19 protein-coding genes and 1 tRNA gene are annotated in these 25,060 nt (G+C 68.1%); 6 read left to right on the top strand and 14 right to left on the bottom strand.

All coding sequences use genetic code 11. From position 1 onward, the window contains the following. Positions 1–127: 127 nt before the first annotated feature. Together cphA (ACREYQ_RS03815) and cphA (ACREYQ_RS03810) are read left to right on the top strand one after the other, a co-directional pair. Positions 128–2,761, top strand: coding sequence for a cyanophycin synthetase (gene cphA, locus ACREYQ_RS03815; RefSeq protein ID WP_432259463.1), 2,634 nt, complete (start codon positions 128–130; stop codon positions 2,759–2,761). Positions 2,762–2,807: 46 nt separating this feature from the next. After that, on the top strand, positions 2,808–5,378 hold the full coding sequence (gene cphA / locus ACREYQ_RS03810) for a cyanophycin synthetase (RefSeq protein WP_432259462.1): 2,571 nt from the start codon (positions 2,808–2,810) through the stop codon (positions 5,376–5,378). A gap of 63 nt (positions 5,379–5,441) precedes the next feature. Here the strand turns inward: cphA (ACREYQ_RS03810) and ACREYQ_RS03805 are convergent, their stop codons facing one another. The 4 genes from ACREYQ_RS03805 to ACREYQ_RS03790 all read right to left on the bottom strand — a co-directional run bounded on the left by ACREYQ_RS03805 (position 5,442) and on the right by ACREYQ_RS03790 (position 9,535). After that, positions 5,442–6,101 (bottom strand): amino acid ABC transporter permease, encoded by a 660-nt coding sequence (locus ACREYQ_RS03805; protein ID WP_432259461.1) that lies wholly within the window; start codon positions 6,099–6,101, stop codon positions 5,442–5,444. 108 nt (positions 6,102–6,209) lie between these two features. After that, complete coding sequence (locus tag ACREYQ_RS03800; RefSeq protein WP_432259460.1) at positions 6,210–7,031, bottom strand: transporter substrate-binding domain-containing protein; 822 nt, start codon at positions 7,029–7,031, stop codon at positions 6,210–6,212. Between the two features lie 204 nt (positions 7,032–7,235). Then, positions 7,236–8,147, bottom strand: a complete 912-nt coding sequence (locus tag ACREYQ_RS03795; RefSeq protein WP_432259459.1) for a glutamate/aspartate ABC transporter substrate-binding protein — start codon at positions 8,145–8,147, stop codon at positions 7,236–7,238. Positions 8,148–8,251: 104 nt separating this feature from the next. After that, positions 8,252–9,535, bottom strand: a complete 1,284-nt coding sequence (locus tag ACREYQ_RS03790; RefSeq protein WP_432260354.1) for a D-amino acid dehydrogenase — start codon at positions 9,533–9,535, stop codon at positions 8,252–8,254. A gap of 133 nt (positions 9,536–9,668) precedes the next feature. Between ACREYQ_RS03790 and ACREYQ_RS03785 the strand changes: the two genes are divergently transcribed. Together ACREYQ_RS03785 and ACREYQ_RS03780 are read left to right on the top strand one after the other, a co-directional pair. Then, positions 9,669–10,634, top strand: a complete 966-nt coding sequence (locus ACREYQ_RS03785) for a LysR family transcriptional regulator (RefSeq protein WP_432259458.1) — start codon at positions 9,669–9,671, stop codon at positions 10,632–10,634. 75 nt (positions 10,635–10,709) lie between these two features. Further along, complete coding sequence (locus ACREYQ_RS03780; RefSeq protein WP_432259457.1) at positions 10,710–12,041, top strand: hemolysin family protein; 1,332 nt, start codon at positions 10,710–10,712, stop codon at positions 12,039–12,041. Here ACREYQ_RS03780 and ACREYQ_RS03775 read toward each other — a convergent pair. The 5 genes from ACREYQ_RS03775 to ACREYQ_RS03755 form a co-directional block, all read right to left on the bottom strand. Next, complete coding sequence (locus tag ACREYQ_RS03775) at positions 12,038–12,967, bottom strand: DUF1653 domain-containing protein (RefSeq protein WP_432259456.1); 930 nt, start codon at positions 12,965–12,967, stop codon at positions 12,038–12,040. The two genes, ACREYQ_RS03780 and ACREYQ_RS03775, sit on opposite strands and share 4 nt — an antisense overlap. A 173-nt stretch (positions 12,968–13,140) precedes the next feature. Continuing rightward, positions 13,141–13,230 (bottom strand) — tRNA-Ser (locus ACREYQ_RS03770). Between the two features lie 78 nt (positions 13,231–13,308). Beyond that, on the bottom strand, positions 13,309–14,613 hold the full coding sequence (gene serS, locus ACREYQ_RS03765) for a serine--tRNA ligase (protein ID WP_432259455.1): 1,305 nt from the start codon (positions 14,611–14,613) through the stop codon (positions 13,309–13,311). A gap of 107 nt (positions 14,614–14,720) precedes the next feature. Next, positions 14,721–16,076, bottom strand: a complete 1,356-nt coding sequence (locus ACREYQ_RS03760) for a replication-associated recombination protein A (RefSeq protein ID WP_432260353.1) — start codon at positions 16,074–16,076, stop codon at positions 14,721–14,723. A gap of 76 nt (positions 16,077–16,152) precedes the next feature. Then, a complete protein-coding gene (locus ACREYQ_RS03755) occupies positions 16,153–17,283 on the bottom strand; it encodes an ABC transporter ATP-binding protein (protein WP_432259454.1) in 1,131 nt (376 codons plus the stop codon). 135 nt (positions 17,284–17,418) lie between these two features. On the opposite strand from ACREYQ_RS03755, the gene ACREYQ_RS03750 reads away from it, so the two are divergent. Beyond that, entirely contained in the window at positions 17,419–19,059 is a 1,641-nt protein-coding gene (locus ACREYQ_RS03750) for an ABC transporter permease (protein WP_432259453.1), read from the top strand. Positions 19,060–19,167: 108 nt separating this feature from the next. Next, positions 19,168–19,839, top strand: a complete 672-nt coding sequence (locus ACREYQ_RS03745) for a hypothetical protein (RefSeq protein ID WP_432259452.1) — start codon at positions 19,168–19,170, stop codon at positions 19,837–19,839. Positions 19,840–20,045: 206 nt separating this feature from the next. Here ACREYQ_RS03745 and ACREYQ_RS03740 read toward each other — a convergent pair whose 3' ends face one another. The 5 genes from ACREYQ_RS03740 to ACREYQ_RS03720 form a co-directional block, all read right to left on the bottom strand. Beyond that, positions 20,046–21,083 (bottom strand): Fe(3+) ABC transporter substrate-binding protein, encoded by a 1,038-nt coding sequence (locus tag ACREYQ_RS03740; RefSeq protein ID WP_432259451.1) that lies wholly within the window; start codon positions 21,081–21,083, stop codon positions 20,046–20,048. Positions 21,084–21,253: 170 nt separating this feature from the next. Then, the gene (locus tag ACREYQ_RS03735) at positions 21,254–21,400 is read right to left on the bottom strand and encodes a hypothetical protein (RefSeq protein ID WP_432260451.1); all 147 of its coding nucleotides are present in this window, start codon (positions 21,398–21,400) and stop codon (positions 21,254–21,256) included. A gap of 36 nt (positions 21,401–21,436) precedes the next feature. Then, positions 21,437–21,874, bottom strand: coding sequence for a hypothetical protein (locus tag ACREYQ_RS03730; RefSeq protein WP_432259450.1), 438 nt, complete (start codon positions 21,872–21,874; stop codon positions 21,437–21,439). Positions 21,875–21,882: 8 nt separating this feature from the next. Then, the gene (gene lolA / locus ACREYQ_RS03725; protein WP_432259449.1) at positions 21,883–22,518 is read right to left on the bottom strand and encodes an outer membrane lipoprotein chaperone LolA; all 636 of its coding nucleotides are present in this window, start codon (positions 22,516–22,518) and stop codon (positions 21,883–21,885) included. 168 nt (positions 22,519–22,686) lie between these two features. After that, entirely contained in the window at positions 22,687–25,020 is a 2,334-nt protein-coding gene (locus tag ACREYQ_RS03720) for a DNA translocase FtsK (RefSeq protein ID WP_432259448.1), read from the bottom strand. Positions 25,021–25,060 lie beyond the last annotated feature (40 nt).

The following is a 25,060-nucleotide window of genomic DNA, read 5'->3' as shown; positions in this document are numbered from 1 at the left end:
GGTACTCCTGATGCACTGCACAACCACTTTTACACCAAGAAAGTCAACCCGCTCTGTGTTGTAACGTTACTGAAAGGTTAGGCTTCTATTTCTCGGGCGGTTCCGCCCACTGCCTCAAGCTAAATCAATGAAAAAGAAGGACATTGAGATTTTCGATGTCATGTCGCTGCGCGGCCCGAATATGTGGACATATCGGCCCGTCCTGGAGGCATGGGTTGATATCGGGGAACTGGAGGACTTTCCCTCCAACACGATTCCGGGGTTTTACGAGCGCCTGTCGGCCTGGCTGCCGTCGCTGATCGAGCATCGCTGCAGCATCGGCGAGCGCGGCGGCTTCCTGCAGCGCCTGAAGGAAGGCACCTGGCCGGGCCATATCCTGGAACACGTGACGCTTGAGCTGCAGAACCTGGCCGGCATGCCCGGCGGCTTCGGCAAGGCGCGCGAGACCCCGGTGCGCGGCGTCTACAAGGTGATCGTGCGCGCCTGGCACGAGCAAGTCACCCGCGCCGCCCTGTTCGCCGCCCGCGACCTGGTCATGGCCGCGATCGAGGACCGTCCCTACGACGTCCCCGCCACCGTGGACCACCTGCGCAGCCTGGTCGACGAGCATTGCCTGGGCCCCAGCACCGCCTGCATCGTCGATGCCGCGGACGACCGCAACATCCCCGCCATCCGCCTGTCGGACGGCAACCTGGTGCAACTGGGCTACGGCGCGCGCCAGCGCCGCATCTGGACTGCCGAGACCGACCGCACCAGCGCCATCGGCGAAAGCATCTCGCGCGACAAGGACCTGACCAAGAGCCTGCTGGAGTCCTGCGGCGTGCCGGTGCCGGAAGGCCGCATGGTCGAGTCGCCCGAGGACGCCTGGGACGCCGCCGAGGACATCGGCGTGCCGGTGGTGGTCAAGCCCTATGACGGCAACCATGGCCGCGGCGTGTTCACCAACCTGATGACCCGCGAGGAAGTCGAGACCGCCTACGGCGTGGCCATCGATGAAGGCAACGGCGTCATCGTCGAGCGCTTCATCCCCGGCAACGAACACCGCCTGCTGGTGGTGGGCGGCCGCCTGGTGGCCGCTGCCATGGGCGAGACCGCCAGCGTGGTCGGCGACGGCAAGTCCACCATCGATGCGCTGATCGAGCTGCAGATCAATTCCGATCCGCGCCGCGGCAGCACCGAGGACCACCCGCTGAACTGCGTGCGGCTGGATTCGGCCGCGCGGCTGGAACTGAAGCGCCAGGGCATGGACGGCAACTCGGTGCCGCCGGAAGGCCGCACCGTGCTGATCCAGCGCAACGGCAACGTCGCCTTCGACGTCACCGACCGTGTGCACCCGAGCGTCGCCGCGCATGCGGCGCTGGCCGCGCGCGTGGTCGGGCTGGATGTCGCCGGCGTGGACCTGGTGGCCGAAGACATCTCGCGCCCGCTCGCCGGGCAGCGCGGCGCCATCGTCGAAGTCAATGCCGGCCCCGGCCTGCTGATGCATCTCAAGCCGGCCGAAGGCACGCCGCGCCCGGTGGGCCGCGCCATCGTCAACCACCTGTTCCCCGAGTCCAACGACGACCACGGCCGCATCCCGGTGGTGGGCGTGACCGGCACCAACGGCAAGACCGTGGTGGCGCGCCTGGTGGCGCGCCTGCTGCAGCTGTCGGGCAAGCATACCGGCCTGGCCTGCAGCGACGGGCTGTACCTGGACCGCCGCCAGGTGGAAAGCGGCGACCGCGCCAACTGGGAAGCGGGCCACCGCATCCTGATGAACCGCGCGGTCGAGGCCGCCGTGTTCGAGCACGACAGCGGCAGCATCCTCTCCGAAGGCCTGGTCTATGACCGCTGCCAGGTCGGCGTGGTCACCAATTTCGACCAGCCCGACCACCTCGGCGACTACTACGTCGAGGATGAGGACCGCATGTACAACGTTCTGCGCACGCAGGTCGACGTGGTGCTGGAGAACGGCGCGGCCGTGCTCAACGCGCGCGACGAACGCCTGGTGGAGATGGCCGGGCTGTGCGACGGCGACGTGATCTTCTTCGGCCTGACGCCGGACCTGCCCGCGATCGTTTCGCACCGCGCCGCCGGCAAGCGCGCGGTGTATGTGCGCGAAGGCAAGATCGTGCTGGCCACTGGCAACAGCGAGACCGCGCTGGTGGACGTGGCCGCGGTGCCGCTGACCTATGCCGGCCGTGTCGCGTTCCAGGTCGAGAACGTGCTGGCGGCGGTGGCCGCGGGCTGCGCACTGGGCATCTCCAACGACCTGATCCGCGCCGGCGTGGTGACCTTCGATGTCGGCCAGGTCGACGTGCCCGGCCGCTTTACGCTGTTCGAGCGCAACGGCGCCACCGTGGTGATCGACGACGCCCACAACGCCCCCGCGCTGGAAGCGCTGGCTGCCGCGCTGGAGCGCTTCCCGTCCGAGCGCCGCATGGTGGTCTACGGCGCCGGCGTGCAGCGCCGCGACGAAGACCTGGTGCGCCAGGGCAAGGTGCTGGGCCAGCATTTCGACCGCGTTTTCCTGTGCGAAGACCGCAGCGTCAGGCGCGCCCTGCCCGATGCCGAGGCGCGCGCGCTGCTCAAGCAGGGCCTGTACGAAGGCCGGCGCGTGACCAAGATCATCGACGAAGGCACGCGTGCCAGCGCCATTGAAACCGCCCTGAGCCAGCTGGTGCCGGGCGACCTGCTGGTACTGCAGTGCGACGAGGCCGCCACCGGCGCCACCGTCGACCTGGTGCACCACTGGATGGGCCAGCCCGCGCGCCGCGCCTGACGCGGCCCCAAGCTCAACCGCGCATAGAAGACACGGAAACCGTTCTATGGAAGTCTCCCGTATCCGGGCCCTGCGGGGCCCGAACCTGTGGTGCCGCCACACCGCCATCGAGGCGATCGTGGCCTGCCAGGACACCGCCAACATGCTGTCGGCCCTGCCCGGCGTTGAAGACCGGCTGCGCGCCCGCTTCCCCGAGATCGGGCCGCTGCGCCCGGACGAGGAATCGGGCGAGCTGTCGCTGGCCCACGTGCTGGAAGTGACGGCCCTGCGCCTGCAGGCCGCCGCCGGCTGCCCGGTGACCTTCAGCCGCACCGCGCAGACGGTCGAGCCCGGCACCTACCAGGTGATCGTGCAATACAGCGAGGAAGAAGTCGGACGGCTCGCGTTCGAGCTGGCCGAGGCCCTGTGCAACGCCGCCCGCCACGATACCCCGTTCGACCTGGCCGACGCGCTGCACCGCCTGCGCGAGCTGGACGAGGACGTGCGTCTGGGGCCAAGCACCGGCTCCATCGTCTACGCCGCCGTGGCGCGCGGCATCCCCTACCGGCGCCTGACGCAGGGCTCGATGGTCCAGTTCGGCTGGGGCAGCAAGCAGCGCCGCATCCAGGCCGCCGAGACCGACCGCACCAGCGCCGTGGCCGAATCGATCGCGCAGGACAAGGAACTGACCAAGACCCTGCTGCACGCCGCCGGCGTGCCGGTGCCGCTGGGGCGCTCGGTGCGCAGCGCCGAACAAGCCTGGGCCGCCGCGCAGGAAATCGACGCGCCGGTGGTGGTCAAGCCGCGCGACGGCAACCAGGGCAAGGGCGTGGCGGTGCGCATCCGCACCCGCGAGGAAGTGATGACGGCCTATGAGGTCGCCTCGGACATCAGCTCGGACGTGATCGTCGAGCGCTATATCCCGGGCCATGACTTCCGCCTGCTGGTGGTGGGCAAGCAGCTGGTGGCGGCCGCGCGCCGCGATCCGCCGCAGGTCATCGGCGACGGCGTGCATACCGTGCGCCAGCTGGTCGAGGAAGTGAACCGCGACCCGCGCCGCGGCGAAGGCCATGCGACCTCGCTGACCAAGATCCGTTTTGACGATATCGCGCTGGCCACGCTGGCCAAGCAGCACCTGACCGCCGATTCCGTGCCGGCCAACGGCACGCGCGTGGTGTTGCGCAACAACGCCAACCTGTCGACCGGCGGCAGCGCCACCGACGTGACCGACGACGTCCACCCAGACATCGCCGCGCGCGCCGTGGCGGCAGCCCAGATGGTGGGCCTGGACATCGCCGGCGTCGACGCCGTGTGCGAGACCATGCTCAAGCCGTTCGAGGAACAGGCCGGCGGCATCGTCGAAGTCAATGCCGCACCGGGCCTGCGCATGCACCTGCAGCCGTCCTACGGCAAGGGCCGCGCGGTCGGCGAGGCCATTGTCTCGACCATGTTCTCCGATGGCGACGATGGCCGGATCCCGTTGGTGGCCGTGTCCGGCACCAACGGCAAGACCACCACGGTCCGGCTGATCACCCATATCATGGCCACCAGCGGCCTGCGCATGGGCATGACCGGCACCGACGGCGTGTATATCCAGGGCGAGCGCATCGACACCGGCGACTGCAGCGGCCCGCGCAGCGCGCGCAACGTGCTGCTGCATCCGGACGTGGACGCCGCCGTGTTTGAAACCGCGCGCGGCGGCCTGCTGCGCGAAGGCCTGGCCTTCGACCGCTGCGACGTGGCGGTGGTGACCAACGTGGGCGAAGGCGACCACCTGGGCCTGTCGTTCATCAACTCGGTGGAAGACCTGGCGGTGCTCAAGAGCGTGATCGTGCAGAACGTCGCGCCGCACGGCATGGCCGTGCTCAATGCCGCCGACCCGATGGTGGTGCGCATGGCCGACGCCTGCCCCGGCAGCGTCACCTTCTTCGCGCACGATCCCAACCAGCCCGCCATGGCCACGCACCGCGCGCAGGGCAAGCGCGTGGTGTTCGTCGACGGCGCCGACATCGTCGTATCCGAAGGCGATACCGAAGTGCGCATCGCGCTGGCCGAAATCCCGCTGACGCGCAACGGCACCATCGGCTTCCAGGTGGATAACGCGATGTCGTCGATCGCCGCCGCATGGGCGCTGGGCATCGACTGGCCGACCATCCGCCGCGGCCTGGCCACCTTCGTCAACGACGCGCAGACCGCGCCCGGACGCTTCAATGTGTTCGACTACCGCGGTGCGACGCTGATCGCCGACTACGGCCACAACCCGGATGCGATCCTGGCGCTGTGCAACGCGGTCGAGACCATTCCCGCCAGGCGGCGCGTGGTGGTGATCAGCGGCGCCGGCGACCGCCGCGACGAAGACATCCGCCGCCAGACCCAGATCCTGGGCGGCGTGTTCGATGAAGTCGTGCTGTACCAGGACCAGTGCCAGCGCGGCCGCGCTGACGGCGAGGTGCTGGCGCTGCTGCGCGAAGGCCTGCAGGGCGCGCAACGCGCGCACCAGGTCGAGGAGATCCGTGGCGAGTTCGTCGCCATCGATACCGCGCTGTCGCACCTGCAGCCGGGCGACCTGTGCCTGATCCTGGTGGACCAGGTGGAAGAAGCCCTGGGGCATATCGCCGGGCGCATCGCGCAGGGCTGAGCGGCCCGGCGATGAAAAAAAGGCCAACTCCATGGAGTTGGCCTTTTTTCTTTGGCGCGGCGCTCAATGCCTCCCGGGCAGCGACAACCTGCGCTCCAGCACATGCTGCAGCCCTGACAACCCCGTGCTCAGCACCCAGTAGATCGCCGCCACCGCCAGGTACAGCGGCAAGGGCTGGTAGGTGGCCGCGATCACCTCCTGCGCCGTGCGCAGCAGCTCGGTCACGGTGATGACCGACACCAGCGAGGTGTCCTTGATCAGGCTGATCAGGCTGTTGGACAGGCTCGGCACCGCCAGCCGCAGCGCTTGCGGGCCGACCACGTAGCGCAGCGCCTGCACCGGCGTCAGGCCCAGGCTGTAGGCCGCCAGCCATTGACCGCGCGACACACCCAGGATGGCCCCGCGCATGCTCTCTGACAGGTAGGCGCCGACGTTCAGGCTCAGCGTCAGCACGCCCGCGGGCGTGGGCTCCAGCGCAATGCCGATGCCCGGCAGCCCGTAGTAGACCACGAAGATCTGCACCAGCAGCGGCGTGCCGCGCATGATGCTGACATAGGCGCGCGCCACCGCTTTGAGCGGCCGGCTGTGGCTGATGCCCATCAGCGCCACCACCGTCCCCAGCATCAACCCGAACAACATCGACCACAGCGCGAACTTGATGGTCAGCAGCGTGCCCTGCAGCAGCACTGGCAGGGAATCGGTGACGAGCTGGAGAGCGGACATGGGCGTGGCGGCGGCAGAAGAAGGATAAAGAAGCGGCGCGGCAGCCATGCAGGCCGCCGCGCCGCGACATGATACCGCCCGGCTTGCTGGCCGGCTTGCTTGATTGGCTTACTTGATTGGCTTGCCGGCGGGCCTGGTCACGTCGGCCCCGAACCACTTCACCGAGAGCTTGCCAAGCGTGCCGTCCTTGCCCAGGTCATCCAGCGCGTGGTTGATGGCCTGCGCGAACTTGGGGTTGTCCTTGCGGAATGGGATGGCCACCTGCGTGGTGGCACCCGCCACGATTGCGCCCTGCCGCAGCGGCAGGTTGGCGGTCTTGACCAGGTAGGCGACCATCAGCCGGTCGTTCAGCGCGGCGTCGACGCGCTGCGCCGCCAGGTCGCGCAGGTACTCGGGCGCGCCGGGATAGGTCTTGACGTCGATGCCCGGCACGGACTTGGCCAGGTCGTTGAAATTGCTGCCCAGGCTGACGCCGAGCTTGTGGCCCTTCAGGTCTTCCAGCGACTTGAACTGGCGGTTGTCGTCCTTGCGCTGGATCAGCTGCGCATCCGAGTAGACGTAGGGCGTGGAGAAGTCCAGCACTTGCTGGCGCTGAGGCGTGACGTTGACCTGGTTGACGATCACGTCGAACTTGCCCGCCTGCAGGCCGGCGATGATGCCGCTCCATTCGGTGGTGACAAACTCCGGCTTGACGCCCAGCTTGCCCGCCACCGCGCGCGCCACGTCCACGTCAAACCCCTCCAGCTCGTTCTTCGCGCCGCGGAAGCCGAACGGGGGATACGTCCCTTCCAGGCCGATCTTCAGCACGCCGGCCTGCTTGACGGTGTCGAGCAGGTCGGCGGCGTGGGCCGCGCTGGCCGCCAGGCCGGCGCCTGCCATCAGGGAAGCGGCCAGCAGGGATTTGAGCCAGCCAGTACGAATCGATCGCATATGTTCTCCAGTGGATGCGGATAGGCAGTGTCGGGGCAGACTGCGCCGGGCGGCCTCTTGTGAAGGGCCGCCGCGCCGTTGTGCTGCTATGAGCCTATATCGGGCTCCACACTACCGCAAACACTATCGAACGCTAAATATCGATTCATTATGGCTAAATAACCGCCGGGACTGGTGCCAGGCCCGGCGGCATCGCGCCGCCGCTTACTGGTAGGCCTTGTCGTTGGGCGCCGCGAACAGCGCCTTCATGTCGGCCGACAGCGGGTAGTTCATGTTGATGCCGCGCGGCGGGATCGGCGACATGAACCATTTGTTGTAGAGCTTCTCGGCACGTCCGCTGGTCTGCAGGTCGGCAATCACGCCGTCGGCCAGCTTCTTGAACGAGGGATCGTCCTTGCGGAACATGCAGGCGTAGTTCTCGGTCTGCAGCGGCGCGCCGACCACCACCCAGTCACCCGCGCTCTTGGCCTTGGTGCGCTCGCCGTACAGCAGGGGCTCATCCATGACGAAGGCCGCGGCGCGGCCGGTTTCCAGGATCAGGAAGGACTGGCCGTGGTCCTTGGTGCTGATCAGGTTCATGTTCATGGCCTTCTCGCCGTTCATCTTGACCAGCAGGCGCTCGCCGGTGGTGCCGGCGGTGGTGACCACGTTGCGGTCCTTCAGGTCGGTGAACTCCTTCACGCCCGAATCCTTCTTGGTCAGCATCTTGATGCCGTAGACAAACAGGCTGTTGGAAAACGCCACCTGCTTCTGGCGCTCCAGGTTGTTGGTGGTGCTGCCGCATTCGATGTCGATGGTGCCGTTCTGCACCAGCGGGATGCGGTTCTGCGAGGTGATCGGCGTCAGGCGCACCTGCAGGTTGGGCAGCTTCAGCTCGCTCTTCACCTTGTCGACGATCTGCAGCAGGATCTCATGCGAATAGCCCATGACCTCCTTGCCGTCGGTGTACGAGAACGGGATCGACGATTCGCGATAGCCAAGCGAGATCACGCCGCTGTCCTTGATCTTCTTCAGCGTGTCGCCATCGGCGGCATGGGCGGCGCCTGCGGCCAGCAGCAGCGTGGCAGCCGCAAGCGCGCGGCGGGTGGCGGATCGGTGGGGTTGCAGTGTTTTCAAGTGGCGCTCCTGGTAGTGGGGCTTGGTCATTGAGGCATGTTTCGTTGTGGCTTGATGTACTGCGGACTCACGGGTACTGCATGAACCAATGCCTGCCTGCGGCGCTATGCGCGCGCGGCATCAAAATCCCCGGCGTCGATGGCCGGACGGCGCCCCGCCAGCCGGTCGGCCAGCAGGCCAGCGCTGCCCATCGCCAGCGTAAAGCCTAGTGCGCCGTGGCCCAGGTTCAGCCATAGCCCCGACACCCGCGACGGCCCTACCAGCGGCAGGCCGTCCGGCGTGGCCGGGCGCAAGCCGGCCCACGGCTGAAGCTGCGCCGGCGGCAGGTCCGGCACGATGCCCTCGAACAGCGCGCGCGTCTGCGCCAGCAGCGTGCCGACCCGCTCCGGATCGATGCGGGTGCCGCCGCGCACCAGGTCGGCCATGCCCGCCACCCGCAGTGTATTGCCGATGCGCGCATAGACGATCTTGTTGGCAAAATCGGTCACGCTGATATGCGGCGCACGCGCGCCGCTGGCCAGCGGCACCGTGATGCTGTAACCCTTGAGCGGCCACAGCATCGGCCGCACGCCCAGCGGGCGCAGCAGCGGCACGCTGCCGATGCCGCCGGCAACGATCACGACGTCGGCGGGGATGACCTCAGCCGGCGTGCGCACGCCGGTCACGCGCCCGCCCTGCTGCACCAGTTCTTGCACGACAGTGCCAAAGCGCATTGACACGCCGCCGTGCGCCCCGTCTTGCAGCAACCGTGCCAGCGATACGCAGAAGCGGTGGCAGTCGCCCACCTCCTCGCTAGGGGTATGGATGGCGCCGGCAACTTCGTCGCGAATGCCGGCCAGCGCGGGTTCCAGTGCCACGCAGGCGTCGCGGTCCAGCGCCAGCTGCTCGCAGCCCAGGCTGGCCTGGTAGTCCAGCAGCCGGCAGGCCGAGTCGAACGCCGCCGCATCGCGGTGCACCACCAGCTTGCCGCGCCGCGCAAAACTGAAACCGGCGCCGCCGTCGTCATGCTGGTGCTGTGCAACAAAGGCCTGCATCAGGTCGCGCGAATAGAACCCCAGGCGCAGCAGCTTGCGCGTGGTGGCTTCGCTGGCGGCGGCATTGCAGGCGCGCATGAAGGCCGCCAGCCAGCGCCACTGCGCCGGGTCGGCCGCGGGGCGGAAGCGCATCGGCGAATCGTGACGCAGCAGCCAGCCCGGCACCTTCGACATCACCCCCGGGCCCGCCAGCGGCGCCACATAGCTGTAGCTGAGCTGCCCGCCGTTGGCGAAGCTGGTCTCCTCGCCAGGGCCGTGGTGGCGCTCCAGCACCGTCACCTGGTGGCCGTCCCCGGCCAGGCGCCACGCCGTCGCCATGCCCACCACGCCCGCGCCCACGATCACCACCCGCATTGCCATTCCTCTGCTGCCATCGACCTGGCAGAGAGTAGTGCAGCGGCGGCGGCTTGCCCAATGCGAATACGTGCCAGAATATGTCATCAGGCTATGGATGCCTGCCCCGCCCTCTCCGCTTGCCCGAGATTCCATGCGTTTGCGCCAGATCGAGGTCTTCCGCGCCGTGATGCTGACCGGCACCGTCAGCGAGGCCGCGCGCCTGCTGCATGTGTCGCAGCCGGTGGTCACGCGCGTGCTGCAGCATGCCGAGGCCTCGCTCGGCTTCCGCCTGTTCGAACGGGTGCGCGGCCGGCTGCAGGCCACGCCCGAGGCCAATGCGCTGTATGGCGATGTCGAAAGGCTATATGGCGAGATCGAACGCGTGCGCCGGGTCTCGGAAAGCCTGCGCCACAAGGGCGCCGGCCGCCTGCGCGTGGCCGCCACCCCGAGCCTGGCCAATCCGCTGCTGGTGCCGGCAGTGCGGCGCTTCTGCGCGCGCCACCCGGACACGCAGGTGCAGGTGCTGACCCACCATACCGACGAGATCGTCGGCGCGCTGCTGGCCAACCAGATCGACCTGGGCTTCGCCTTTGCGCCGCCCGGCCACGAGGCCATCTCCAGCGAGCCGGTGGCCAGCGGCCGCATGCTGCTGGCAGTGCCGCGCAGCCAGCCGCTGCCCGCCGGGGCGCGCCGCCGCGCGGTGCCGATGCAGAAGCTGATGGAGCGCCCGTTCATCGGCTATGACGACAACAGCTCGCTCGGCCTGCTGGTGCGCCAGACCCTGGCCCGGCACGCGCTGGAGCCGCGCTCGACGCTGGAGGTGCAGACCTACTCGCTGGCGCTGGCGCTGGTCGACGCGGGGCTGGGCATGACGCTGCTGGACCAGTACACCGCGCTCAGCGCCGGCGCGGAGCGCGTCGCGCTGCATGACGTGGCGCCGGCGCTGCCGTTCGAGATCCAGATGCTGCGTGCCAGCCACCGCGCCGGCTCCAGCCTGGCCGACGACCTGCGCACCCAGTTTGCGCTGGCCGCCGAAGCACTGGCGGCAACGCTGCCGCAGCGGCTGGAAGCGCCGACGATCGGCTTTGACGCCGCGCCAGCCAGAGGCCGCGAGTGACCGATTGACAGCCGCGCGCGCCGTGAACCATCATCAAACCGCCTGCGGGCACAACCCGTCAGAGCAAAACCGCCCATGTTCGTCCTGACCCTGCTCCTCCTCGTCCTTGTCAGCGCCTTTTTTTCGATCTCCGAGATCGCGCTGACGGCTGCCCGCCGCACCAAGCTGCAAGTCCTGTCGGAGCGCGGCGACGGCCGCGCCACGCGCGTGCTCAGGCTCAAGGAAGAACCCGGGAATTTCTTCACGATCGTGCAGATCGGGGTCAACAGCGTGGCCATCCTGGCCGGTATCCTGGGCGAGAAGCATGTGTCGGACCTGCTGCTGGAGACGCTGTCGCCCTATATGCAGGTGGTCCATGCGCAGCGCGCCGCCAATATCGGCTCGTTCCTGATCGTGACGCTGCTGTTCATCCAGTTTGCCGACCTGATCCCCAAGCGCATCGCCATGACCTTCCCTGAGCCATGCGCGCTGGCCGTGATCGACCCGATGCTGACGCTGCTGCGCGTGCTCAAGCCGCTGGTCTGGATCTTCAACGCCGCCGCCGATGCGATCTTGCGGCTGCTGCGGCTGCCGACCAAGCCGGTCGATCAGATCACCACCGAAGACATCGCCGCGATGGTCGATGCCGGCGCCGAGGCCGGGGTGCTGCACAAGCACGAGATCCACCTGATCGAGAATGTGTTCGAGCTCGAGTTCAAGAGCATTACCGCGATCATGACGCCGCGCGACGACGTGGTCTACCTGAGTCTCGACGAACCCGCCGACAGCATGCGCCGCAAGCTGGTCAACCAGCCGCATGCGCAATACCCGGTGTGCGGGCACGACCTGGACGACGTGCAGGGCTATATCGATTCCAAGGTCATCCTGCAGCTGCTGCTGGCCGACGAAAGCGCCGCCGCGATCGGCAATATCGCCCGCCACCACGACAAGAACGTGCTGGTGATCCCCGACACGCTGACCCTGTCCGAGTCGCTGACGCGCTTCCGCGAGATGCACCAGAATTTTGCCGTGGTGATGAACGAGTACGGGCTGGTGGTGGGCATCGTCACGCTGGACGATATCGTCGGCGCGCTGATGGGCGACATCCTCTATTCCAGCGAGGACGAGCAGATCGTGCGGCGCGACGACAGCTCCTGGCTGGTCGACGGCCTCACGCCGCTGGTGGACCTGAAGAAGGCGCTGGAACTCGATACCCTGCCCGGCGAGGACTATGTCGACACCGCCGCCGGGCTGGTGATCTACGCGCTCAAGCGCATCCCGAAGAAATCGGAGTCGATCACCGTGGCGGGCTATCGCTTCGAAGTGCTGGACATCGACCATCACAAGATCGACCAGCTGCTGGTGTCGCGCCTGCCGCAGACACCGGAAGGCGCGACGCCACCGAGTCCTTCGGCGCCGGCACGTTAGTCACCGGCCATCCCCGCCGCGCCGGCGATGCGGGCGATATTGGCGCGGGCCGATGCCTCACAGTCGGCGAAGGCGCCGGTCAGAAAAAGTTGCGGGCGCTGCGCCAGCTTGTGCAGGAAGGCCGCGCGGCGGCGCATGAATTCGGCTTGCAGCGCCTCCCCCTGCAAGCCCGTGCGCGCGGCCAGCAAGGCACGGTTCTCGGCGAACACGTCCAGGCTGTACGCATCGAACACGTCCGGCGGCGCGGCCAGCCGGAGCAGGTCGAGATCGAGCACGGTTTCCGCGCCGGCAATGCTGGGGCGATGACCCTGCGTGTCGAGCACGATCCGCGCGGCACGGTCCAGCACCGCGCGCTCCTCGGCGGGTGCCACCGTTTCGATCAGTGCCGCCGATGCCGCTTCATTGTACCCGGACCCCGCCACATAGACCGCGTCGTGGCACAGCACCGCCAGCGCCTGCGCGCGGTCCAGCGCAATACCGCGCGCGTGGGCGGCATCGAACATCTCCAGGATATGGCGGCGGTCGTGGTAGTGCCGGTAAGGCGTGTCGTGCAGCGCCAGCACCGCCAGCGCCGCCTGGCGCGGCAGGAAGTCCAGGCACGCCAGCGCGGCGGGCCAGTCGGGCGCAAAGCGCGGCACCTCGCCCTGCGGTGTGGCCACCGGTTCGGTGAACACATCGGCGCGGCGCACCCATAGCAAGGACGGGTCGCGCATCGCACGATAGACCACCACCGGTGCAAGATCGGCCTCGAAGCGGCCGATTCCGACCGCCGTGTAGGCGCCCCCCTTGTAGTGCCGGTACGGCATGCCGGCGATCAGGTTGGGGTCGGCCGGCAGTTCGGCCGGATCGCCGTGGAAGACCGGTGCGGCGGGTTGGCTGGCGGGTGGCTGTGTCATGGTGCGGCATCCTGCGTTGCGGATCGCCATGATAGTGCACCCGCCCGTGCGGCCGGCACCGGCGTGAGCGCTGCGGCGCATGCCCGTCGCGCGAAAACCGGACGCGGAAAAAACAAAACCGACGCGCACTTTCGTGGGCGTCGGCCTGAGTCTTACTACACTGTTGTTGCCTGCCGGTGGTCGATTCCGACAGCTTTTTGTTATGGCGGAGAGGGTGGGATTCGAACCCACGGTACCGTCGCCGGTACGCCTGATTTCGAGTCAGGTACATTCGACCACTCTGCCACCTCTCCGGTAACTTGTTGCCGTGTGGCGAAACCAAGATTATAGCCATACCCGACCAGCCGATGCAAGAGGCTGGCCGCTGTTTTTTACAGCTCCGGCTCGAGGCGGGTGATGCCGCCCATGTACGGCTGCAGCGCGGCCGGCACCGTGACCGAGCCGTCGGCGTTCTGGTAGTTCTCAAGGATTGCCACCAGCGTGCGGCCCACGGCCAGGCCGGAGCCGTTGAGGGTGTGCACCAGCTCCGGCTTGCCCTGCCCCGTGCGCATGCGCGCCTGCATGCGGCGCGCCTGGAAGTCGCCCATGTTCGAGCACGAGCTGATTTCGCGGTAGGTGTTCTGCGCGGGGATCCACACTTCCAGGTCGTAGGTCTTGGTGCTGCCGAAGCCCATGTCGCCGGTGCACAGCACGATGGTGCGGAACGGCAGCTCCAGCTTCTTCAGGATCGCCTCGGCGTGGCCGGTCAGTTCCTCGAGCGCGTCGAACGATTGCCCGGCCGGCACCACGTGCACCAGCTCGACCTTGTCGAACTGGTGCTGGCGGATCATGCCGCGCGTGTCCTTGCCGTACGAGCCGGCTTCCGAGCGGAAGCACGGCGTATGCGCGACAAAGCGCAGCGGCAGCTTCTCGCCCGCGACGATGGCGTCGCGCACGATATTGGTCAGCGGCACCTCGGCGGTGGGGATCAGGTAGAAGTTCTCGATGCGCTCGCCGTCCTCGCTGCCCACCTTGCGCGGCACCTTGAACAGGTCTTCCTCGAACTTGGGCAGCTGGCCGGTGCCGCGCATCGAGGCGGCGTTGACCATGTACGGCACGTACATCTCGGTGTAGCCGTGTTCCTGCGTATGGGTGTCGAGCATCAGCTGCACCAGCGCGCGGTTCATGCGCGCCATGCCGCCGCGCAGCATCGAGAAGCGCGAACCGGTCACCTTGACCGCGGTGTCGAAGTCCAGGCCCAGCTTCTCGCCAACGTCGACGTGGTCGCGCACCTCGAAATCGAACTGGCGCGGCGTGCCCACGCGACGCACCTCGACGTTCTGGGTTTCGTCGTTGCCCACCGGCACGCTTTCGTGCGGCAGGTTGGGGATCGACAGCATCAGTTCCGACAAGTGCGCCTGGATCTCGTCCAGCCGCGCGGCCGAGGCCTTGAGCGTGTCGCCGATGCCGCCCACTTCGGCCATCACGGCCGAGGCGTCCTCGCCCTTGCCCTTGAGCATGCCGATCTGCTTGGACAGGCTGTTGCGGCGGGCCTGCAGCTCCTCGGTCTGGGTCTGCAGTTGCTTGCGTTCGGCCTCAAGTGCCTGGAACGCCGCCACGTCGAGTTGATAGCCGCGCGTGGCAAGGCGTTGCGCCACGGCGTCGATGTCTTTGCGGAACAGCTGGATGTCGAGCATGTTGCTAAGGTGAAGTGCAGGGCCAGCGACATGCCGGCGGACCCGCCATTTTACTGCACCGGCCCCGTCCGGCGCGAACAGGGCGCGATGCGGCTCGCCCCCGGGGCTTACTCCCCGCCCTTGCCGCCGTCCTTGCCCCTGGGCGTGCGCTGCTCGCGGTGCCAGGCGGCGTCCAGCTCGCGCAGGTGGCGCAGCTTTTCAGCGATCTTGCCCTCCAGCCCGCGCGGCACCGGCTGGTACCAGCCCTGGGCCTTCAGGTCGTCCGGGAAGTAGTGCTCACCGGCGGCATAGGCCTCCGGCTCGTCGTGCGCGTAGCGGTAGGCGTGGCCGTAGCCAAGCTCCTTCATCAGCCTGGTCGGCGCATTGCGCAGGTGCACCGGCACCGCGCGCGACTTGTCCTTGGCGACGAAGGCGCGCGCCGCGTTGTAGGCGTTGTAGCCGGCATTGGACTTCGGCGCCACGGCCAGGTAGACCAGCGCCTGGCCCAGCGCCAGTTCGCCCTCGGGCGAGCCAAGGCGCTCATAGGTCTCGGCCGCGTCCAGCGTGATGCGGGCGGCACGCGGATCGGCCAGGCCGATATCCTCCCACGCCATGCGCACGATGCGCCGCGCCAGGTAGCGCGGATCGGCGCCGCCGTCGATCATGCGGCAGAACCAGTACAGCGCCGCGTCCGGGTCCGAACCGCGCACGGACTTGTGCAGCGCGCTGATCTGGTCGTAGAAGGCGTCGCCGCCCTTGTCGAAGCGGCGCAGGTTCTCCGACAGCGCACTGCCCAGCAGCGCAGTATCGATCTGCGCGGCGCCGGCGGTGCGCGCCGCGCGCGCCACGATCTCGATATTGTTCAGCAGCTTGCGCCCGTCGCCATCGGCGGAGGCCACGATCAGCTGCAGCGCCTCGTCCTGCCATGTCACCCCGCCCAGTTCTTCGCTGGCGCGCAGCGCGAGCTGGGTCAGCTCGGCATCGTCCAGGCTCTTGAGCACGTAGACCGCCGCGCGCGACAGCAAGGCGCCGTTGACTTCGAACGACGGGTTCTCGGTGGTGGCGCCGATAAAGGTGAAGAGCCCGCTTTCCACGTGCGGCAGGAAGGCATCCTGCTGGCTCTTGTTGAAGCGATGCACCTCGTCGACGAACACCAGCGTGCGCCGGCCATGGGCGCGGAACTGCTCGGCGCGCTCGACCGCCTCGCGAATGTCCTTGACGCCCGACAGCACTGCCGACAGCGCGATGAACTCGGCGTCGAAGGCATTGGCCATCAGTCGCGCCAGCGTGGTCTTGCCCACGCCCGGCGGCCCCCACAGGATCATCGAATGCGGCTCGCCGGATTCGAACGCCACGCGCAGCGGCTTGCCGGCGCCCAGCAGGTGCTGCTGGCCGATCACTTCGTCGATGGTGCGCGGGCGCAGGCGCTCGGCGAGCGGTTGCCGGGAACGGTCTGGAGTATCGGAAAACAGCGTGTCCGCCACGGTAGTCAAACCCTGTCAATGCGCAAAATGCAGAACGCCACAGTGTAGACCATCGGCGCCCTGCCCTTGCGGGCGGCTAGGCGGCAAACGCCACCACGTCCTCGATCCCGACGCGGATGCCGATGTGCTCGCCCACGGCATGGTTGTGGTGGGACGGCACCAGCGCCAGCACGCGGCCGCCGCTGGCCAGGCGCAGCGTGTACAGGATCCCGGCGCCGCGAAAGGCCTTGTGGACTACCTCGGCGCGCATCGGGCTGGCATCGTCGTGGATGATGTCGTCGGGGCGCACCAGCACGTCGACGGCCGCCCCCGCCGGGAGAGTGAGCGGCACGGACGAGCGCAGCAGACCCAGTTCCAGCTCGATCTCCGCCGATCCGCGCAGCCGCCCCGCCATCAGCACGCCCTGCCCGATAAAGCCCGCGACAAAGCGCGATGCCGGCCGGTGGTAAAGGTCATGCGCACTGCCCCACTGCTCGATCACGCCGTCGTGCATCACGCCGATCTCGTCGGCCATGGCAAAGGCTTCGTACTGGTCGTGCGTGACCAGGATGGCGGTGGTGCCCTGCGCCTTCAGGATCGCGCGCACCTCCAGGCTCAGGCGTTCGCGCAGGTCGACGTCGAGGTTGGAGAAGGGCTCGTCCAGCAGCAGCAACTCCGGGCGCGGTGCCAGTGCACGCGCCAGCGCCACGCGCTGCTGCTGGCCGCCGGACAGCTCATGCGGATACTTGCCGCCCGCGCCGTCCAGGCCCACCAGTTGCAGCACCTCGTCCACGCGCGCCGCGCGCTCGGCCCGGCTGGCACGCGTCAGGCCAAAGCCCACGTTGGCCGCCACATCGAGGTGCGGGAACAGCGCGTAGTCCTGGAACACCATGCCGATGCGGCGCTGCTCAGGCGCCAGCAGCGCGCCCGACGACGACACGGTCTGCCCGTCCAGCACGATGCGGCCGTCCTGCATCGGCTCGAAACCGGCAATGGCCCGCAGCACCGTGGTCTTGCCGCAGCCGCTGGGGCCGAGCAGGCAGGCGATATTGCCGCGCGCCACCGAGAACGACAGCCCCTTGACCACCGCATGGCGGCCAAAGGCGTGACAGATATGGTCCACCTCGATGACGGCGGCGGCGCCAGGGCAGTCGATGGCGCCTGCGCGGGACACAGGCCGACTGCGGGCCTGGGCCCCGGGCAAGCGTGAATAGGAATCGGTTCGCATTTGCGCATTATAAGGACGCGACCGCACTGCAGGATTGCCTTTCAGGCTGCGCGCATGCCCACCATTGCTAGAATGCGGCAGCCCGCACGCTGCGCGCGGCATTTCCGCCCACGCCGCACTTCCCCCCTCCGACGCATGCTCCTGTCCAGCCGCCGCTTCCATCCCCTGACCCTGGCCACCCTGGCGATGGCGCTGCTGATCGCCGTGCCGGTGCTGGTGATCGCCTCGGCGGTGCTGCTGCCGGCCGGCGAGACCTGGCGCCACCTGATCGACACGGTGCTGGCGGAGTACGTGCTCAATACCGTCTGGCTGCTGTGCGGTGTTGCCACGGGGGTGCTGCTGCTGGGCGTGACCACCGCCTGGCTCGTATCGACTTACCGCTTCCCGGGCCATACCGTGATGGAATGGGCGCTGGTGCTGCCGATGGCGATGCCCGCCTACGTGATCGCCTACGCCTACACCGACGCGCTGCAGTTCGCCGGCCCGGTGCAGGGCTGGCTGCGCGCGCTGACCGGCTGGAAGGCGCGGGAATACTGGTTCCCCGAGATCCGCTCGCTCGGCGGCGCCATCGCGCTGTTCTCGCTGGTGCTGTACCCGTACGTCTACCTGACCGCGCGCGCCGCCTTCCTGCTGCAGACCCAGAACACGCTGGAGGCCGCGCGCCTGCTCGGCCACGGCACCTGGAGCCGGCTCTGGCGCGTGGTGCTGCCGCTGGCGCGCCCCGGCATCGTCGCCGGCACCGCGCTGGCGATGATGGAAACGCTGGCCGACTTCGGCACCGTGGCCTACTTTGCCATCCCGACCTTCTCCACCGGCATCTACCGCGCGTGGTTTTCGCTGGGCGACAAGAACGCCGCGGCACAGCTGTCGGCGTGCATGCTGCTGTTTGTCGCCGCCATCCTGCTGATGGAGCGCGCCAGCCGCGGCCGCGCGCAGGTCTACGGCAACCAGCGCCGCGCCGTGGCCTGGACGCTGGGGGGCGCGCGCGGCTGGCTGGCGCTGGCGGTGTGCCTGGTGCCGGTGCTGCTGGGCTTCCTGGTTCCCGCGCTGATGCTGTGCCGCATGGCCCTTACCGACGGCGATGCGCAGTTCGGCCCGCGCTTTGTCGGGCTGGTGCGCAACAGCTTCCTGCTGGCCAGCGCCACCGCGCTGGCCGCGGTGGCGGTCGCGCTGGCAGTGGGCTACGCCGCGCGCGCGATCAACGGCAAGCGCAGCTGGCTGATGCGCGGCCTGACGCGGCTGTGCGGCATGGGCTATGCGCTGCCGGGCTCGGTCATCGCCGTGGGCGTGCTGGTGCCGGTGGCACGGCTGGACAACGCGCTGTCGGCCTGGCTGCAGCAGCAGTTTGGGGTGTCGGTGGGGCTGCTGCTGACCGGCGGCATTGCCGCGCTGGTCTATGCGCTGCTGGTGCGCTTCCTGGGCGTGGCGCTGCAGACGGTCAATGCCGGGCTGGGCAAGATCACGCCCAGCATGGACGCCGCCGCGCGCAGCCTGGGCCACGGCCCCGGCGCCACGCTGCGGCGCGTGCATTTCCCGATGCTGCGCGGCAGCCTGCTGACCGCGGCGCTGATCGTCTTTGTCGATGTGATGAAGGAACTGCCGGCCACCTTCGTGATGCGCCCGTTCAACTTCGACACGCTCGCCGTGCAGGCCTACAACCTCGCCGCCGACGAGCGCCTGACCGAGGCCGCCACCGCCTCGCTGGTGATCGTGGCCGTCGGCCTGCTGCCGGTGATCCTGCTGTCGCGCACAATCCGGCGCGAAGCGCAGCGTTGAGCGCCCCGCCTTCCCTGCCCTAAAGTCGCGCCTCCCCGCGCCGATAGCCTCTTATGGCCCGGCACTCGCCCGGGAGCGACCCGCGGCATGCCTGCCGCGCAAGAACCTATGCTGCGATATCACATCCTGCTGTTCAAGTTGAACCGGCTGAGCCGCAACAAGCTGAGCGGCGTGGAAGAAGTCTCGCTGGCCGGGCAGTTCGCCGAGATGATCGATTCGGCCGACACCGCCGCGCGCGTCATCGCCGATCTGTTCGATCACGCCAATCCCCAGGTACGCCGCATCGCGCTCAATGCCATCCGCCGCGCGCGCCAGTTCTCATCGCCCGAACTGCAGCCGGCGCTGGTGCGCCGCATGGCCGATGCCGAAGCGGTGGTACGCCATGATGCGGTCTGGATCGTGCAGGAAACCGGCATGGATGGCGCCGAACTGCGCGCCGCGCTGCGCCGCCTGGCCGGCAAGGCGCGGCTGCCGTGGGACGCCGAGCGCGCCCGCGCCAACCCCGGCGATACCGCGCTTGCCGCGCAGGTGCGCGCGCGCACGGCATTGGACAAGCTGCTGGAAAAGAGTGCGGCGCAGCGCAACCAGGCGCTGGCCGCGATGGCGCTGGGCGGGACCTCGGACCAGCCCTATGCCGAAGGCACGGTCGGCCACAAGGGCATGCTGCACCGGGCGCTGGTGCGGCGCCAGGCCGGGCGTCGGCTCAACAGCAGCGTGAAGCTGACGTTCCGCAAGGTCGAGCCGATCCAGGTGACGGGGAACAAGCGGTTCCTGCTGTGACAGGGATGATGACAGGAACGTCTGGCTGCTGACGCATCAACGATCGCTTGTTTGCTCCCTCTCCCGCTTGCGGGAGAGGGTTGGGGTGAGGGCGGGAGTCTCTACGAAGTACGGCTGGTGGTATGCCAGTGCCTGCCCTCACCCCCTGCCCCTCTCCCGCACGCGGGAGAGGGGAGCAAACCAGCAGCAGGCAAAACGCCCCGGACTTACTTGAAGCCCGCGCGGTCCACCAGCTTCTGTGCCTGCGGCTGGTACTTGCCCAGTTCTGCCACATTGATGCTGTCGGCCTTGAACGTGCCCAGCGCTTCCAGCGCCGGGTTGCTGACCTTCACGCCCTGCACCACCGGCCACTCGTTATTGCCGTCGGCAAAGTAGCGCTGCGCCTCGTCGCTGGCCAGGTACTCCAGGAACTTGACCGCCGCTTCCTTGTTGGGCGCGTGCCTGAGCATGCCGCCGCCCGAGACGTTCATATGCACGCCCTGGCTCGACTGGTTGGGCCACAGCACGCCCAGCTTGTCGGCCACGGCCTTGTCTTCCGGCTTGGTCGACTTCAGCACGCGCGCGATGTAGTAGGTGTTGGCGATGGCCACGTCGCACTCGCCGGCGGCAACCGCCTTGAGCTGGTCGGTGTCGCCGCCCTTGGGCACGCGCGCCAGGTTGGCGGCCACGCCGCGCGCCCATTGCTCGGCACGCGCCTCGCCGTCATGGGCGATCAGGCTGGAGACCAGCGACAGGTTGTAGACATGGCCGCTGGAACGCGTGCAGACCTTGCCCTTCCATTTGGGATCGGCCAGGTCTTCATAGCTGGCGATATCGCCGGCCTTGACCGCGGTCTTGTTGTAGGCGATCACGCGGCCGCGCGCCGAGAAGCCGAACCACTCGCCACCGGGATCGCGGTAGTTGGCCGGGATGCGCGACTCCAGCACCTTCGACTTTACTGGCGCGAACACGCCGGCCTGCTGGGCGCGCCACAGGCGGCCGATATCCACCGTGATGAACACGTCCGCCGGGCTGTTGGCGCCTTCGTTGCGGATGCGCTCCAGCAGCGGGTCTTCCTGGCCTTCGATGCGGTTGATCCTGATACCGGTGGCTTTGGTGAAGTTGGCGTACAGCGCCTCGTCGGTCTGGTAATGCCGCGCGGTGTAGAGGTTGAGCACCTTCTCCTGCGCAGCGGCGGCCAGCGGCAGGGTCAGCAGGGCCAGCGCCGCGGCGCGCGGCAGCAAGGTTCGGATAGTGGTCTTCACGCGGATGGCTCCCCAGCATGGTTTGGGCAGCCACCGGGGACTCCGAAGCCGCCCGGTGATTGGATTCCGGTCAGCGGCAAACAATATTGATTCTTGTTCCGGCAGTCAAATTACATTTCCGTCATATTGACTGCTTTTGACAGATCAACGCGGGGGAGATGGACGCATGATCAGCCGCGGCGCACCCAGACCACCTTGCCGGCCTTGACGCCGAGCGTGCGGCGCTGCGGGTTGTAGTCCATGGTGCCGGGGAACTGCTGGCCGTCGCGCTCGCCCAGGCGCCATGCGCAGCCATCGCGGCGGCGTATTGGGCGCAACGGAAGATGGCTCGCATCACTGTCATGGGGTTCTCCTCAGCTCTTGGCCCGGTCGGTCAGTGTCTTCATCGCATCGGCCGGCAACGGGCCGTGACAGGTGCGTTCGCCGCCTGCTTCGCTTACCACCAGCCACACCTGGCCAGGCTGGTCCTTCGGATGCAGTAGCCAGGCCGGGCCGCGCGCACTGCTGCTCGGCGGCAGGTCTTCCAGCACGCCGGTGCTGGCCGATTGCAGCATCACCGCGCAATCGTTGGCCGGCAGGCGCGTGGCCTTGAGGAAGGCCACGTTGCCAAGGACTTCGGGCAACGCCGAGTCCGACGCGCGCAGGAAGGAATCGACATCGAACTTGCTGGCACCGCCGCCAACGCTGGCGCATGCCGCCACCAGCAACGCGCCGGCACCGGCCAGCAGCACCGCGCCCGGACTGCGGCGCGAACGGAGGGTGACTGCCGGAACTGCGTGCGGATCGTTCATGGCGGGCCTCATTGCTTCATCACATCGGCGCCCTTGGGCACCGTGAACCGGAATGCATCGGCCGCCAGCGGCGGGTTCTTCTGCATGCCCGTGAAGGTCAGCAGCGTGGTGTTGCCAAACGCGTCGCGCAACTCCATCGCTTCCAGGTTGCCGGCCTTGAAGCCGATGCCGATGCGTTCGAACTGCGTGTCCCTGGCCTTGGGCGTCAGCTCCAGCCACTCCACGCCGTCGCGCGTCGGCCCGTTCTTCACGACGAAGTTCTTTTCCAGGTCATTGCTGCCGAACAGGATCGCCGCCGGGCTGGAACCGAGCGCGCCATCGAGCTTGCGCTCGGTGACCTGGTTCAGGTCCTTGTCGTAGATGTACAGGGTCTGGCCGTCGGCCTGCAGCAACTGGTCGTAGGGCTTGGTATAGCGCCAGGTGAACTTGCCCGGGCGCGAGAACACGAAGGTGCCGCTGGACGTGCCGGTCACCTTGATGTCGGCGCCCTGGCCCTTGACCTGGCGCTGCGTGAATTCGCCACGCGCGCTCTTCACGCCGGAGACGAAGCTCTGCAGCTGGTCGGTGGCGGCGGCATGGGCCGGCGCCTGGAGGGCAAACATCGCCAGCGCGGCGCAAGCCGACACAAGGAGGCGGTTTCGCATGGTTCGGGTCCTGGTTGTTGTAAGGTGCTGCCGCCGTATCGCGCCAGGCAGTTTGCCGGCGCCGATACGGGCAACCTGTCCTTTTAGAGCCGGCGGCCGCCCGGGGATTCCGTTTGCCGCGCGATGTCGGGTAACCAGATATTACGGTGATTGCCGCGCGCGCGGCGCTCAGTCATCTTCCCGCGCGGCGCCTCCACCCTGCACCAGGATGTCGCGGTTGCCGTTGCCCGACATGGCCGAGACCATCCCGGCCTTCTCCATGTCTTCGAGCAGCCGCGCGGCGCGGTTGTAGCCGATGCGCAGATGGCGCTGCACCAGCGAGATCGACGCGCGCCGGTTCTTCAGCACCACCTCGACCGCCTGGTCGTACAGCGGATCGGCTTCGCCGCCGCCACCGCCGATGCCCGCGCCGCCGCCAAACCCGTCGCCGCCGGCGTCATCGGTCAGGCCGCCTTCCAGGATGCCCTCGATGTAGTTGGCCTCGCCCGACTCCTTGAGTTTTTGCACCACGCGGTGGACTTCCTCGTCCGAGACAAAGGCGCCGTGCACGCGCACCGGCAGGCCGGTGCCCGGCGCCAGGTAGAGCATGTCGCCCATGCCCAGCAGCGCTTCGGCGCCCTGCTGGTCGAGAATGGTGCGCGAGTCGATCTTGCTGCTGACCTGGAACGCGATCCGGGTCGGCACGTTGGCCTTGATCAGGCCGGTGATCACGTCCACCGACGGGCGCTGCGTGGCCAGCACCAGGTGCAGGCCGGCCGCGCGCGCCTTCTGCGCGATGCGGGCGATCAGTTCTTCCACCTTCTTGCCGACCACCATCATCAGGTCGGCCAGCTCGTCGATGACGATGACGATGGTGGGCAGCCGGTCCAGCGGCTCCGGTGCGTCCGGGGTCAGGCTGAACGGGTTGGGGATCTTCTCTTCGCGGGCCGCGGCCTCGTCGATCTTCTTGTTGTAGCCGGCCAGGTTGCGCACGCCCAGCTTGCTCATCAGCTTGTAGCGGCGCTCCATCTCCCCGACCGCCCAGTTCAGCGCATTGCCGGCCTGGCGCATGTCGGTCACCACCGGGCACAGCAGGTGCGGGATGCCCTCGTAGACGCTCATTTCAAGCATCTTCGGGTCGATCAGGATCAGGCGCACGCTCTCGGCCTTGGCCTTGTACAGCAGCGACAGGATCATCGCGTTGATGCCCACCGACTTGCCCGAGCCGGTGGTGCCGGCCACCATGCAGTGCGGCATGCGGGCCAGGTCGGCCACCATCGGCTTGCCGGCGATGTCCTTGCCCAGCGCCATGGTCAGGCTGGACGCGCTTTCGTTGTAGACCTGCGAACCGAGGATTTCCGACAGGCGCACGGTCTGGCGCTTCGGGTTGGGCAGCTCCAGCCCCATGTAGTTCTTGCCCGGGATGGTCTCGACCACGCGGATCGACACCAGCGACAGCGAACGCGCCAGGTCGCGCGCCAGGTTAACCACCTGGCTGCCCTTGACGCCCGTGGCGGGCTCGATCTCATACCGGGTGATGACCGGGCCCGGGTAGGCCGCCACCACCTTGACCTCGACGCCGAAGTCCTTGAGTTTCTTCTCGATCAGGCGCGAGGTGAACTCCAGGGTCTCGGCGCTGACGGTTTCCTGGTGCGCCGGGATCGGATCCAGCAGCGACAGCGGCGGCAGGTCCGAGTCCTGGATGTCGGCAAACAGCGGTTGCTGCTTCTCGCGCTCGACGCGCTCATGCTTGGGCACCGCCTGCGGACGCACGATCTGCACCGGCGCCGCCTCTTCGATGCGCACGCGCTGCACCTCGACGGTTTCCTTGCGCTCGACCTTGGCGGCCTCGCCGATGATGCGGTCCTGCTTGCTCTCGCGGCGGGCCTTGAAGCCCAGGAACAGGGTCTCGACAAAGCCGCCGATCTGCTCGGCCACGGTCAGCCACGAGAAATGGAAGAACAGCGACAAGCCGATCGCCAGCAGCAGCAACAGCAGCAGGGTCGCGCCGGTGAAGCCCAGCGCCACCTGCAGCCAGCCGCCGAGCAGGTCGCCCAGCACCCCGCCCGGGGCGCGCGGCAGCGCGGCGCGCAGCGGGTACATGCGGATCGCCTCCAGCCCCATGCTGGAGAACAGGGTCAGCCCGAAGCCGATCCAGCTGACGGTGACGCCCTGCCGGTGCAGGCTGTGGTCCGCGCGCTCGGGCAGCTCGGCGGTCAGCGCGCGCCAGCCGCGCCAGCAGCGGCGCACCAGCAGCACCGCCAGCCAGTAGGCGGAGAAGCCGAAGATAAAGAACAGCACATCGGCCACCCAGGCGCCGACGCGGCCGCCCAGGTTGTGGATATCGGCCACCTGGTTGGCATGCGACCAGCCGGGATCGGTCTTGCTGTAGCTGGCCAGCACGCACAGGAAGCCCAGCGTGACGGCCAGCAACAGGAACCAGCGGACCTCGCCCAGCAGTTTGCCGATGCGGGATGGCAAGGCTGAGGGGTCGGTGCGGGTGGTCGTGGTAGCTCGGGCCATGCCTGGTTAAGACTCGCGTTTAGGGTGATTCCGGATGCGT

Source organism: Cupriavidus sp. TMH.W2, assembly GCF_050847365.1.
Taxonomy (GTDB): domain Bacteria; phylum Pseudomonadota; class Gammaproteobacteria; order Burkholderiales; family Burkholderiaceae; genus Cupriavidus.
Note: the sequence above shows the minus strand (reverse complement) of the source record. Positions and strands in the feature narration are given on the sequence as shown.

Coding starts and splice junctions, on each gene's coding strand:
- cphA (WP_432259463.1), top strand. CDS start 128: ATGAAAAAGAAGGACATTGAGATTTTCGATGTCATGTCGCTGCGCGGC.
- cphA (WP_432259462.1), top strand. CDS start 2,808: ATGGAAGTCTCCCGTATCCGGGCCCTGCGGGGCCCGAACCTGTGGTGC.
- ACREYQ_RS03805 (WP_432259461.1), bottom strand. CDS start 6,101: ATGTCCGCTCTCCAGCTCGTCACCGATTCCCTGCCAGTGCTGCTGCAG.
- ACREYQ_RS03800 (WP_432259460.1), bottom strand. CDS start 7,031: ATGCGATCGATTCGTACTGGCTGGCTCAAATCCCTGCTGGCCGCTTCC.
- ACREYQ_RS03790 (WP_432260354.1), bottom strand. CDS start 9,535: ATGCGGGTGGTGATCGTGGGCGCGGGCGTGGTGGGCATGGCGACGGCG.
- ACREYQ_RS03785 (WP_432259458.1), top strand. CDS start 9,669: ATGCGTTTGCGCCAGATCGAGGTCTTCCGCGCCGTGATGCTGACCGGC.
- ACREYQ_RS03780 (WP_432259457.1), top strand. CDS start 10,710: ATGTTCGTCCTGACCCTGCTCCTCCTCGTCCTTGTCAGCGCCTTTTTT.
- ACREYQ_RS03775 (WP_432259456.1), bottom strand. CDS start 12,967: ATGGCGATCCGCAACGCAGGATGCCGCACCATGACACAGCCACCCGCC.
- serS (WP_432259455.1), bottom strand. CDS start 14,613: ATGCTCGACATCCAGCTGTTCCGCAAAGACATCGACGCCGTGGCGCAA.
- ACREYQ_RS03755 (WP_432259454.1), bottom strand. CDS start 17,283: ATGCGAACCGATTCCTATTCACGCTTGCCCGGGGCCCAGGCCCGCAGT.
- ACREYQ_RS03750 (WP_432259453.1), top strand. CDS start 17,419: ATGCTCCTGTCCAGCCGCCGCTTCCATCCCCTGACCCTGGCCACCCTG.
- ACREYQ_RS03745 (WP_432259452.1), top strand. CDS start 19,168: ATGCTGCGATATCACATCCTGCTGTTCAAGTTGAACCGGCTGAGCCGC.
- ACREYQ_RS03730 (WP_432259450.1), bottom strand. CDS start 21,874: ATGAACGATCCGCACGCAGTTCCGGCAGTCACCCTCCGTTCGCGCCGC.
- lolA (WP_432259449.1), bottom strand. CDS start 22,518: ATGCGAAACCGCCTCCTTGTGTCGGCTTGCGCCGCGCTGGCGATGTTT.
- ACREYQ_RS03720 (WP_432259448.1), bottom strand. CDS start 25,020: ATGGCCCGAGCTACCACGACCACCCGCACCGACCCCTCAGCCTTGCCA.